The organism is Chitinophaga sp., from assembly GCF_036569185.1.
In the GTDB taxonomy this organism is placed as follows: Bacteria; Bacteroidota; Bacteroidia; order Chitinophagales; family Chitinophagaceae; genus Chitinophaga.
Genome location: NZ_DATCRD010000128.1, coordinates 1 through 11,684 on the forward strand (window position 1 = coordinate 1; position 11,684 = coordinate 11,684).

12 protein-coding genes and 1 riboswitch are annotated in these 11,684 nt (G+C 47.3%); of the genes, 4 read left to right on the forward strand and 8 right to left on the reverse strand.

Features of this window, described 5'->3' with window-relative positions:
* The 3 genes from VIM72_RS08895 to VIM72_RS08905 all read right to left on the reverse strand — a co-directional run.
* A partial coding sequence (locus VIM72_RS08895; RefSeq protein ID WP_332002487.1) for a TolC family protein occupies positions 1 to 1,049 on the reverse strand: 1,049 nt, incomplete at its 3' end.
* Between the two features lie 401 nt (positions 1,050 to 1,450).
* Entirely contained in the window at positions 1,451 to 2,350 is a 900-nt protein-coding gene (gene lipA / locus VIM72_RS08900; protein WP_079468971.1) for a lipoyl synthase, read from the reverse strand.
* Between the two features lie 36 nt (positions 2,351 to 2,386).
* Complete coding sequence (locus VIM72_RS08905; RefSeq protein ID WP_332002488.1) at positions 2,387 to 3,214, reverse strand: hypothetical protein; 828 nt, start codon at positions 3,212 to 3,214, stop codon at positions 2,387 to 2,389.
* Positions 3,215 to 3,380: 166 nt separating this feature from the next.
* Here VIM72_RS08905 and VIM72_RS08910 point away from each other — a divergent pair, with 166 nt between their 5' ends.
* Positions 3,381 to 3,788 (forward strand): OsmC family protein, encoded by a 408-nt coding sequence (locus VIM72_RS08910; protein ID WP_332002489.1) that lies wholly within the window; start codon positions 3,381 to 3,383, stop codon positions 3,786 to 3,788.
* A gap of 224 nt (positions 3,789 to 4,012) precedes the next feature.
* Here the strand turns inward: VIM72_RS08910 and VIM72_RS08915 are convergent, their stop codons facing one another.
* Positions 4,013 to 5,296 (reverse strand): DUF2851 family protein, encoded by a 1,284-nt coding sequence (locus VIM72_RS08915; RefSeq protein ID WP_332002490.1) that lies wholly within the window; start codon positions 5,294 to 5,296, stop codon positions 4,013 to 4,015.
* 126 nt (positions 5,297 to 5,422) lie between these two features.
* A riboswitch (SAM riboswitch) is annotated at positions 5,423 to 5,542 on the forward strand.
* A gap of 185 nt (positions 5,543 to 5,727) precedes the next feature.
* Here VIM72_RS08915 and VIM72_RS08920 point away from each other — a divergent pair.
* Positions 5,728 to 6,906, forward strand: a complete 1,179-nt coding sequence (locus tag VIM72_RS08920) for a trans-sulfuration enzyme family protein (protein ID WP_209863946.1) — start codon at positions 5,728 to 5,730, stop codon at positions 6,904 to 6,906.
* Positions 6,907 to 7,004: 98 nt separating this feature from the next.
* Positions 7,005 to 8,186 (forward strand): homoserine dehydrogenase, encoded by a 1,182-nt coding sequence (locus tag VIM72_RS08925; RefSeq protein ID WP_332002491.1) that lies wholly within the window; start codon positions 7,005 to 7,007, stop codon positions 8,184 to 8,186.
* A 63-nt stretch (positions 8,187 to 8,249) separates the two neighbouring features.
* Here the strand turns inward: VIM72_RS08925 and VIM72_RS08930 are convergent, their stop codons facing one another.
* Genes VIM72_RS08930 through VIM72_RS08945 form a run of 4 tightly spaced genes read right to left on the reverse strand, consistent with a single transcriptional unit; the run spans position 8,250 to position 11,107 of the window.
* Positions 8,250 to 8,819: a Maf family protein gene (locus VIM72_RS08930; protein WP_332002492.1), complete on the reverse strand. Its 570-nt coding sequence runs from the start codon at positions 8,817 to 8,819 to the stop codon at positions 8,250 to 8,252.
* Positions 8,820 to 8,821: 2 nt separating this feature from the next.
* A complete protein-coding gene (locus VIM72_RS08935; protein WP_332002493.1) occupies positions 8,822 to 9,763 on the reverse strand; it encodes a geranylgeranylglycerol-phosphate geranylgeranyltransferase in 942 nt (313 codons plus the stop codon).
* 14 nt (positions 9,764 to 9,777) lie between these two features.
* Positions 9,778 to 10,299: a KdsC family phosphatase gene (locus tag VIM72_RS08940; protein ID WP_142683384.1), complete on the reverse strand. Its 522-nt coding sequence runs from the start codon at positions 10,297 to 10,299 to the stop codon at positions 9,778 to 9,780.
* Positions 10,300 to 10,342: 43 nt separating this feature from the next.
* Entirely contained in the window at positions 10,343 to 11,107 is a 765-nt protein-coding gene (locus VIM72_RS08945) for a Rossmann-like and DUF2520 domain-containing protein (RefSeq protein WP_332002494.1), read from the reverse strand.
* 226 nt (positions 11,108 to 11,333) lie between these two features.
* On the opposite strand from VIM72_RS08945, the gene VIM72_RS08950 reads away from it, so the two are divergent.
* Positions 11,334 to 11,684, forward strand: a 351-nt coding sequence (locus tag VIM72_RS08950) for a toprim domain-containing protein (protein WP_332002495.1), incomplete at its 3' end; no start/stop codon positions are given.

The window sequence follows — 11,684 nt, forward strand, 5'->3', positions numbered from 1 at the left end:
GCAAAATCCCATTGGGTACGCTGCAGCTGCAGTTCTGCCATACGGATGTTATGCACTCTTTTTCCTCCCTGGAAAATGGGTAAGGATAATTTCAATCCCAGTAAGGAGTTCGGATAATTTTCACTGTACAATTTACCGAACTGCTCATTCTGGTAAGCAAAAGAGTAGTTGACAAATGCAGATACTGTGGGCAGATAACTCCATTTGTTATACTTCAGGTTGGCCTGCTGCAGGCTTTGATTCGTTTCCAGTAACTGGTATTCGATGCGGTTTTTATAATCTGCAGTAAGCAGGGTATCTGCGCCGGTTACCTGTGCAGCCACAGCTGCAGAATCTTCTGTAAGCGGCACATCTCCGCTGTTCAGCGGGTATCCCATCAGTTGCTTCAGGTAAGCCTGTTTGGAAGTAAGCAGCTCGCGTGCTGCCTTTTGTTGTGCCCGCGCATTGTTCAGCGAAATGGTAGCGCGTTTGGCATCGGTTTTATCTACCACACCGCTGGCATACTGGTTATTTGCATCTTTCAGGCTTCTTTCCAGGCGGGTAATATCTTCATTCAGCACTTTGATCTGTTCGGTAGTAAGCAGCACATCATAATAGGCCTTACTTACATCAGCTACCAGGTCTATCTGGTTGCGCCTGGTAGTTTGTCTGCTTTGTTTCCGTACATCCCTGGCCGTATTGGTGGCCAGTAAAAGATCCCGGGTGAAGAGGTTCTGGTTCAGTCCGAACAAGGCAGTAGAAGTATTGGCCACGCCTACTTTGGTAGGATTACCGCCAAAAATTGAGGTGGGCAGTTCCAGGTAATGCTGGATGTTATAATCCAGGTTTACCTGCGGATACCAATCGGCCAGTTTACTTTTTACTGTCCTGTCCGTGATCGCTTCATCAATGAGCGACTGCCTGATAACCGGCTGGTGGGCAAGCGCGTACTTTACGCATTCCTGCAGGGTAGCGCTGGTTAACAGGGAGTCAGTAGATTGCTGTGCAAATACCTGCGGGGCTATCATTAATCCGCATGCCACAGCTAACAAATAAAATGCTCTTTTCATAAAAGGCTTTTGACATTCAGTTCATCATTGTACCAATCGAGAGAAAATAATGCATACATAAAAAAAGCCCGGCTTTTAATGGCATAGCATTATTGTCCCGTATTTTGTTGCAGTGCTATCCGCATCACAACATTTTAATTGCCGCAAAAACATGTTAAGCTGTAATGATTACAGCAAACAGGTAGGTTGATTAGAGAGTCGCGGATTCAAAATCATCTGGAACTTATTCGCACGGTTTCCACGGTGGTTCCAGGTATTTGAATACAACGTATAACAGTGAAGTAGGTGTACAACAATCCTGTTGTTTAGGTAAAACGAATTCGGGCGCTAAGATAACGTTATGAAAACAAAAATCCACCCAAAAGGGTGGATTTTAACAAATAAGTGAAAATCAGTTCCGGTCATCCTTTATTACGACCGCTGACAATATGTTTTTCTGCATGATAGGATGATCTTACTAACGGTCCTGACTCTACGTAGTCGAGTCCCATGTTGTAACCTATCTCGCGTAATTCTGCAAATTCATCCGGGTGAACGAAGCGCGCCACGGGTAAATGTTTTGGCGTAGGCTGCAGGTACTGGCCCAGCGTTACCACATCACAACCGTTATCGTACAGGTCCTGCATGGCCTGTACCACTTCTTCTTTTGTTTCACCCAAACCGAGCATGATACCGCTCTTGGTGCGCATGCCACCTTCTTTCAGGCGACGGATCACTTCCAGGCTACGGTGGTATTTGGCCTGTATCCTCACCTGTTTGGTTAAGCGTTCTACCGTTTCCAGGTTATGTGATACTATTTCAGGCGCCACATCAATGATACGCTGGAGGTTTTCCCACTGGCCACGGAAGTCCGGGATAAGGGTTTCCATGGTGGTTTCAGGATTCAGCGCCCTTACGGCATTGATGGTGTTGGCCCAGATGATGGAACCGCCGTCTTTCAGCTCATCCCTGTCTACAGAGGTGATAACGGCATGTTTTACTTTCATCAGGTAAATGGCTTCGGCCACACGTTGCGGCTCATCGAAATCCACCGCTTCCGGCCTGCCGGTGGCTACCGCACAAAAGCCGCAGCTACGGGTACAGATGTTTCCCAGGATCATAAAAGTAGCAGTGCCGGCTCCCCAGCACTCGCCCATATTGGGGCAGTTACCACTTTCGCAGATCGTATGTAATTTATGGGTATCTACCAGGTTTCTAACCTGCTTGTAATTCTCGCCTATGGGTAATTTAACGCGCAGCCAGTCGGGCTTTTTCACTCTTGTTGTAGCCGGTTCGGCGGCTATTACGGGTAGTTCTTGCATCGCTTATTCCTTTCTTTAGAAAAGCAAAGTTAATACTTATCTCTTATTCCAGCGCTTCCCGAATTGGATGCTGACATATGCATTAAAAAAGAACTGTTTATTATGGTCAACTCCATCTACTACCACCATAATAGGGATCTTTTTAGTATAATATTCACCATTCACTCCCACTTCCAGGGCGCTCACTACCTCGTTGAAATGGGCCCAATCGAACCGCATACCCAATTTAGCATGTAACCCCGGTACCACGCTGAGGTTGTTCCATCCTTTTCCGAAACCGCCCGCGCCATTGATCTGTTCCTTGTGCAGGAAAAGATCAGCAGTTTCAGGGGTATACTTGATATCCACGTTTTCACCGTTTTCATTCTGCACATTCAGATAATAAGGTTTTACCAGTCCCAGGGATACGCCGCCATAATAAACAGCGTCTACTTCCACCCCGTTTTTATTGGCTTTACCGCCAATGAGGTACCGTTGGCCCACACCCAGCTTTGCCTGGTAAAAATTATTCTGTTTACCGTAGATGTAAGGGCGCTGGGTAAAGGCATACCCGCTGTTAACTTTTACTTCCTTGTTGCTCTTCTTCTCTCCAAATTCAAACTGGAAATAATTCACCTTTTTCCTCGTTTTCCGGTATCCCATTTCCGCAAAACCAGACCACCCGTCGGTATTCAGCCTTGCTCCTGCAGAAAAATCACGCTGGAAAACGTTCTCTCCTTCTTCCTGTTCGCGGAAAATGGAGATCTTTTTCAGCTTACGCTGTTCCTTATCACTTTTCTTGGTGCTTTGCTGCCGGGTGGTGGTTTGTGCAAACAAACCGCCGGATATTGTTGCTAAAAACAGGATTAAGTATATTTTTTTCACAGTGGGCTATTATTATAATAAATAAACGCTTGAACAAAGGTATTGTTATGTATATATTACAAACGTAGCTAATTTTTTTTTAGTTTACCAGCGACCTTTACTGCCAGGGATACACTTATAATAAAAATACATTTAATTTTACGGATTGATCATTTAAAAAGATATCATGCAAACAGCATCTATAGTCTATAACGGCCAGTTACGTACCACCGCCACCCATCTGCAATCAGGCACTGTTATCGAAACAGATGCACCTGTTGATAACCGTGGCAGGGGTGAAAAGTTTTCTCCCACCGATCTCGTAGCCACCGCCCTGGGCTCCTGTATGCTCAGCATTATGGGCATCAAGGCGATGGATAATAACTGGGCTATTGAAGGCACCAAAGTAAGCGTTCAGAAAATAATGGGCACAGACCCTCGCCGTATCACGGGCGTCACCATCGTATTCGATTTCCCGGAAGGCCATGGCCTTGGTGAAAAGGAACGCACCATCCTGGAAAGGGCGGCACATACCTGCCCGGTGGCCATGAGCGTGCACCCGGATATTGTACAAAACGTCACCTTTAATTGGTAGTGCACCGCCTTCGGCGGTTTAAATTGTCTTGGAGCAGGATTACGCTGATTTTACTGATTAACTTGATTTTTGTTCTTTGGATTTTTTGATAATCTGAAAGGGAGATAAAAGTAAACATATCGCTTCTATCTCCCTTTCTTTTATAAATCCAGAAAATAAAAATCAAGCTAATCAGTAAAATCAGCGTAATCCTGCTCCAAGACAATTTACCAGCGCCGAAGGCGCTACACGCCTGAAATGATCTTCACTCCTATGGCGCACTGCAGGCATCTTTTCTCATCGCAGTAGTGTTGTTTCAGCTGCAGCAACGCCTGCGACTCCAGGGCGCTTTCCTGGCCAATGCCCAGCTGGCTCCAGCTGTTGGTAATATGATTCCTCTCCGGCGGCAGCTGCTGGAGAAAATGCAGGGCCTTTTCCTGGTAATATTTGCCATTCTTATCCTGTCCGTACAGGAACAACAGGGGCAGCACCGTGTTGATCAGGATACCTTGTACCGCCTGCTTCCCGGGCCGTTGTGTGCGCGCAACAGGGTGCCCGAAACGGTAATGCGTATGCCAGTACGCCGATGGCTGCACGAAAAACAGTTGTTCCAGCGCCGTTACATCGGGGGCTTCCAGTATCCGGGAGAACAGGTGGGTGGATTGCTGCAGCAACGCGGCAAAAGTGGCCAGCCGCATCGTAGGGAAAGCGGCAGGCCGCATCCGCAGCCAGTTCCAGTGATGGGCAGGTATTGGGCTGAGCCGGAATTTGTGCTGCAGGTGCCCGTAAACATCCTGTAACTGTAACGCATACCCGTCTGTTTGCGGGGTTTCCAGCATCCCTGCCTGCCCAAACAGCAACGCCTCTACCTGAAGCAGCAGGTGCCGGTACCGCATCAGCATTTTATAGGGAAGCGACTGCGCCACCTGCAGGAAGGGCAGGGCATTTACCGGTGTGCCATAGCTCTGCGCCACGGCCCAATAGCACACCTCCTCCCAGTTGTAATGATTATGCTGCAGCCAGGCCCGCAGGCTGCTGATCTTACGTTCCCATCGCTCCGCCAGCAACCGCTCCTTCCAGCTGAGCCAGATCAGTTGTGGCACCTGCAGGGCATGCGGCGCACAAGGCACAAAAGGCGATAATGTTTTCAGTTGCTCATAACGCTGCAGGAGCACCTTGGGAATATGCTGCTGTAATTCAAGGCAGGGCGCATTCCCGGTAACAACATCGGGCATGTCGTGCACAAACACCACATGCAGGATAATACGCCCGTATTGCGCATTATGCTGATGCCCATGCCGGAACCAGTCGGATGTGCGCAGGTGCAGCTCTACCTGGCCTACCCATAAAGTAGCGCCGATCCTGATCTTTGCGGCCGAAAAATCCGGCCCGCCATTGTGGTTATGAACACCGGGAAACAATACCTGTACCGACTCTCCGCCGGTGGTGGTCAGATGATCCTGCTTAAATAGCCGGAAAGCCCAGATATGCTGGAACAGCTCTTCTGAGAGCAACGGGTTAACAAACATAAAGATATGGTTGGGTATAAAATAATATCATCCAAAGGTAATAAAACACCGGTTAATAAATAAAAAACAACTCCAATTTGGAAATCTCCCTAAAGTGATATTACCTTTGCGCCAGTTCTTACACATCACTTATCCAGAAAGGCGGAGGGACTTGGCCCTGCGATGCCTTAGCAACCTTTCCTGATTATTATGATCGGGAAAAAGGTGCTAATTCCTGCCCTGGTGCAAACCGGGGAAAGATAAGTTGGCAGAGATAATACTTCACAGATATATATAACTTTCTAAAAGAGCTCTTCCAACAAACGGGAGAGCTTTTTTTATGCCCGCTCCCCGCCCCTTTTATGGATTTGTTGTTGTTTAAGTTGATCTTTAATGATATCGTTGCAGTTGGCAATTGTGCACATTGAACATCATTAAAAATAATTTATAACATGAAAACAGCTACACAACTGATTCACAGCATACCGGTAGACGAACTGACAGGCGCCATTTCTGTGCCTATCTATCAAACGTCCACTTTTGTGCAGGAATCACCCGGCATCAACAAAGGCTTTGAGTTTTCACGGGCAAACAACCCCACGAGAAAAGTGCTGGAAGACCTCATCTGCAACCTGGAAGAAGGGTTTGCCGGGTTTGCGTTTGCCAGCGGTATGTCGGCCATAGATGCGGTGCTGAAGCTGTTAAAGTCCGGCGATGAGATCATGGCCGTGGAAGATACCTACGGTGGCATCTTCCAGATCTTTAACCACATGTTTGAACGCTTTGGGATCAAAGTGAACTTTGTTGATACCAGCAACCTCGATAAAGTGCTGGCCGCCATTACGCCCAATACAAAGATCATCTGGCTGGAATCGCCCACAAATCCCACTTTGCGGGTATCTGATATTAAATCTATCAGCAAAATTGCTAAACAACATAATATCCTGCTGGCGGTAGACAATACCTTCAGCACCCCATTACTGCAACAGCCCTTAACGCTGGGCGCCGACCTCGTGATCCACAGCGCCTCCAAATACCTGGCAGGCCATTGCGATGTGATCGCCGGCCTGGTAGTAGTGAACTCAAAAACACTGGCAGACCAGATCCGCTATAACCAGAATATTTCCGGCAGTATACTCAGCCCCTTTGAGGCATGGCTCACTATACGCGGTATTGAAACACTATACCTACGCCTGGAAAAACAATGCAGCAACGCCAGCGCCATCGCTAACTGGCTGGCTACGCATCCCGCTGTGGACAAGGTTTTCTATCCCGGACTGGCTACACATAAAAACCACCACATCGCCCGTAAACAACAAAAAAATTATGGCGCACTGGTAAGCTTTTCCCTGAAAAGCGACAATATCAAAAATGCGATCCGTATCGTAAACGCTACCAAATTATTTAAGCTGGCAGAAAGCTTTGGCGGCGTGAAAAGCATGCTGGCCCACCCGGCTACCATGACGCATCGTACCATCCCGGAAGAATTCCGGAGAAAAACAGGACTGCAGGATTCCTGCATCCGTTTATCAGTAGGCATCGAAGATGCCGATGACCTGATCAACGACCTGAAACAGGCGCTGGATAAACTAAACCATCCGGCCGGCAAGCAAATTACAGTTTTACAATAAAGCCATTAGTAATTGGTAACACCACTTTCAAGGTACGGAAACTGATCATCTCTGCACAGCGAAAGACTGATTGCGAAGGCAGCAAGCTCAAAAAAAGTATGGAAAACAAGATCATCAATTTAGGCATTTTCGGATTCGGCGTCGTAGGACAAGGACTCTATGAAGTTTTGAACAGGACAAAAGGTATTAATGCACGGATCAAAAAGATCTGTATTAAAGACCCTAATAAATCAAGGCCCATCGATAGCAGTTATTTTACGACAGATAAAAATGAAATCCTCGAAGATCCTGCCATTGACGTTGTAGTAGAACTGATCAATGACACTGAAGCGGCCTTTGAAATAGTAAGCAAAGCGCTCAGCAACGGCAAAGCCGTGGTAAGCGCCAGCAAACGCATGATCGCAGAAAACCTGCCGGCATTATACCAGCTGCAGGCGGAAAACAAAGTGCCCTTCCTGTATGAAGCATCCAGCTGCGCAAGTATTCCCATTATCCGTAACCTGGAAGAATACTACGACAACGACCTGCTCAATGCGGTAGAAGGTATCTGTAACGGCTCTACGAATTATATTCTTACAAAAATATTTGAAGAGAACCTCAGCTTCGATACCGCCCTGCAACAGGCGCAGGACCTGGGTTTCGCGGAAACAGATCCTACACTGGACATCGAAGGGTATGATCCGAAATTCAAAATAGTGATCCTGCTGCTGCACGCATTCGGCACTTTTGTGAAACCGGAAGAAGTGTTCAACTTCGGGATCCATCACCTGAATGATTTTGATATCCAGTTTGCCAAACAAAGGAACTGTACCATCAAACTCATTGCACAATGCCGCCGCCAGAACGGAAATGTATTCTCTTATGTACTGCCCCACCTGATCAAAGAGCATAACCTGCTCTACGATGTGTACAACGAATACAATGGTATATTGCTGGAAAGCGCATTCACCGACAAACAGTTCTTTGTAGGTAAAGGCGCAGGTGGCACAGCCACCGGCAGCGCTGTGTTATCGGATATCTCCGCACTGGTGTACAACTATCGCTACGAATACAAAAAGATCAAACAAAACAACCAGCCCAGCTTTACCAACGATGTGAAACTGAAAGTATACCTGCGCTACAAATCGCCCGACCAGGTGGACCTGGCAGAGTTCTTTAATATCTCTGAAAAATATGAGTCTACCGAATGGCGCTATGTAGTAGGTACTATCAACCTGCAGAAACTGAGAGACGCCGGCTGGCTGAAAAATAAAGATGTGAATATTCTCGTGTTGGAATAAAGAGATGTAATAAGCAAAAACCAATCATGATTACGGCGCAGTTCCCTGCGCCGTTCTTATTGATTAAAAATTTTCCAGCTCTTCCACTACCCTGCTTACCGGTAGCCCCATTACATTATAGAAACAACCGTTGATACTGTCTATTCCCACAGCGCCGATCCACTCCTGGATAGCATAGGCGCCGGCCTTGTCGAAAGGCTTGTACCCGTCCACATAATAAGTGATCTGTTCAGTGGTTAACGGCTTGAAATGCACGGCCGTTGTTTTGGAAAAAGCGACTTCCTTTTTTCCCTGGCGGATAATAACGCCGGTGACTACACGATGTTCCCTTGCGCTGAGCCGCGATAAAATGTCAATAGCATCCTGCCGGTCCTTTGGCTTGCCGATAATATCATCGTCCAGCACCACCACGGTATCTGCAGCAATAATCACATCGCCGGGCGCGCACAACTCCTGTACCGCGGCGGCTTTCTGACGGGCAATATGAACGGGGATATCTGCTATGGCTAATTCAGGAGGAAAAGTTTCTGCGGTTTCTATCACCTTCACCTGGAAAGGAATTCCGGCCTGTTCCAGTAATTGTTTTCTGCGCGGCGACTGGGAAGCCAGTACAACGGGTGCACGGTTATACATCTCTATAAATAAAGTTTAAAAAAGATCATTGATAAAATTCCCGTAAGCATAATCACTTTTACCAGCGAGCTTACTTTATGATAATGTTCCGGGAGACTGGCCTTTTTCAGCGCCACATAAATGTAAACACAGGGCGCCTGCACAAACAGGAGCAGGTAACCAATGGCCACATACCAGCCCAGTATCCATACCCTGATCTCCACCAGCAGGATAATAATTACCAGCGCCAGTAAAAGGGCATTACAAAAACGCTTGGCTGCCAGTACGCCCCAGGCGATGGGCAGGGTGCGGCACCCGTCTTTACTGTCGCCCATCATATCTTCCAGGTCTTTCACAATTTCCCTCACCATGGAAATAAGGAAAGCAAATAATGCATATACCCCGATGATCTGGATCAGTTTCCGGCCGGTAGGTGAGATGATGGCTTCAAAGCTGTGATAGATCTGGCTTTCATAAAACCCCACCACTACTACCGCCAGGGCGGTTAACAGGGAAATGACCACATTGCCGATCAGCACCTGCCTTTTAAAAGAAGTGGAATAAAACCAGAGCAACAGCGAACAGATCACCTGTGTAAAACCAAGATAGAACTGCCCGGTTTTCCATGCCACCACAAACCCCAGCGATACGCCCGCCAGGTTTAGCATAGTATGCCAGGCCATTGCCCAGCGCCGGCTGATGATCTTATCCAGTACCATCTTATCCGGCTTATTAACGATGTCTATATTAATATCAAAGTAGTCGTTGATAATATAACCCGCTGCGGCTACCAGTACGGTAGACAGGCTCAGTAAAATAAACTGGGGAACCGGTAGCGATGGCTCCTCGCCGGAGCTGCGTAACACCGGCTCTACTACGCAGTATTGCAGTAAAAACTGGGTGAGAGCAATATATACCAGGTTTGGGTACCTGATCAGCTTAAAAAATGCAGCCCAGAGCTTCATAGTTTTCTCTTTTATTATTTCGATGCGATTCCTTCATCCATTAACCAATGGCCGTTCAGTTTCAATACTTTTTCCATCACCTCTCTTACGCAACCATGGCCCCCGGGCAGAGGGGACACATATCTCGAAATACTTTTTATTTCGGCTGCTGCATCTGCGGGGCAGGTGGGTAAAGCTACCAGTTGCATAGGCAGATAATCCGGGATGTCATCTCCCATATATAATATCTCGTCCCAGCGAAGATCATTTTCAAAAACATAATCCTGCAGTTTCTCCTGCTTATCGTGTACCCCTGTATAGATATCTTTTATACCCAGTCCCTGTAACCTGCTCACCACACTTTCCGATTTTCCCCCGGAGATGATCACCACGCGGTAACCCTTTTTCACTGCGAGTTGCAGCGCATAGCCATCCTTTATGTTCATTCTGCGCGACATTTCGCCGCCGGGCAGTAATTGCAGCGTACCATCCGTAAGCACGCCATCCACATCCAGTACAAAGGTGGTGATAGATTTAAATAAAGCCAATACGTTCATGGGGCCAAAAATAGCCAATTACGCATTAACAATCGATTATTCCCTATTTATTATGGAATTGATAAATAGCGTCTGACATGACCTGGTAAACCAGCTGCAGGTAGGGATCGCCGGCCAGCAGATCGCGGTGCAGGCTCATGGTGGCATCATCCTGCCGCAACGCCGGGCCGGTTTGTACCTGCTCGGGAGCAAATTTCTCCAGCCGGTCGAAGGTTTCCTTTATAATAGGTTGCAATAAATTAAAGTCCAGCTGCTCCTTTTCACAATAGGCCTTTGCCTGTGCAATCAGGTGATTGGTAAAATTATTACACAGCACGGCGGTAAGGTGGTATTTTAGCCGCTGTTCGGAATTAGTAACCGTAACGCTGCCGGAAATGCTCTGGGCCAGCGACTGCAGCCGCCGGAGCACCTCGTCGTTGCTGGCTTCCAGCATCACGGGGATGGGCGGGTAGTTCTTCACCTCCTTGCGGATGGACTGTAACGGATACACCACCCCTGTGTTGGACGATATCCGGGAGATGGCTCCCAGCGGCACCGCTCCCGCCGTATGGGCTACCATACGCTTTCCCAGGCGCAGTTCGTCGTTCAGCACCGGGATGGCAGCATCGCTTACCGCAAGCAGGTACACATCTGCGTCCATATTTATATCCTGCAGATCGTTCGTATAATCTGCATGGAGCATCTCTCCCAGCTCCCTCGCATGGTCTTTCTGCCGGCTCACCACCTGTTTCACCTGGTGACCATGAATTTTGAGGAGATGCCCGAAACAATGCGCAACATTGCCAGTGCCAACGATAACTACATCCATTATATTTAATTTTAAAATAACAAACCGCCGGTATCGATCTGATTCGTGGTTCCTAATATACGTGTTTTAGCGGGTACCCGTTTTTTTCATTACATTACAACGTATTTTAACGTTTAAAAGTGACCTTATTTTTTAATTTGAAGGTACTTTTATATTATTGCGGAATTCATTGAAGTAATTATTTAACAGAATTTTGCGTATTTAGCAGCACATTAAAGAAGCGTACATGGCAAAAAATTTAGTTATAGTTGAGTCCCCGGCGAAAGCCAAGACCATAGAAAAAATACTGGGCAAAGACTTCGAAGTCAAGTCCTGCTTCGGTCACATACGTGATCTGGAGAAGGATGACATGGGGATAGACATTGATAATAACTTCAAGCCAAAGTATGTGATCCCGGAAGATAAGGAAAAGGTGGTGAAAGAGCTGAAGAAGCTGGCGAAGGATACCGACGAGGTATGGCTGGCAACGGATGAGGACCGTGAAGGGGAAGCTATATCATGGCATTTGTGCGAGGTACTGGGATTGGACCCGGTAAGTACCAAACGTATCGTGTTTCACGAGATCACCAAACCGGCT

Bases quoted from the DNA above. Each gene is read 5' to 3' on its own strand.
- lipA (WP_079468971.1), bottom strand. From the start codon at position 2,350: ATGCAAGAACTACCCGTAATAGCCGCCGAACCGGCTACAACAAGAGTG.
- VIM72_RS08910 (WP_332002489.1), top strand. From the start codon at position 3,381: ATGCAAACAGCATCTATAGTCTATAACGGCCAGTTACGTACCACCGCC.
- VIM72_RS08915 (WP_332002490.1), bottom strand. From the start codon at position 5,296: ATGTTTGTTAACCCGTTGCTCTCAGAAGAGCTGTTCCAGCATATCTGG.
- VIM72_RS08920 (WP_209863946.1), top strand. From the start codon at position 5,728: ATGAAAACAGCTACACAACTGATTCACAGCATACCGGTAGACGAACTG.
- VIM72_RS08925 (WP_332002491.1), top strand. From the start codon at position 7,005: ATGGAAAACAAGATCATCAATTTAGGCATTTTCGGATTCGGCGTCGTA.
- VIM72_RS08930 (WP_332002492.1), bottom strand. From the start codon at position 8,819: ATGTATAACCGTGCACCCGTTGTACTGGCTTCCCAGTCGCCGCGCAGA.
- VIM72_RS08935 (WP_332002493.1), bottom strand. From the start codon at position 9,763: ATGAAGCTCTGGGCTGCATTTTTTAAGCTGATCAGGTACCCAAACCTG.
- VIM72_RS08940 (WP_142683384.1), bottom strand. From the start codon at position 10,299: ATGAACGTATTGGCTTTATTTAAATCTATCACCACCTTTGTACTGGAT.
- VIM72_RS08945 (WP_332002494.1), bottom strand. From the start codon at position 11,107: ATGGATGTAGTTATCGTTGGCACTGGCAATGTTGCGCATTGTTTCGGG.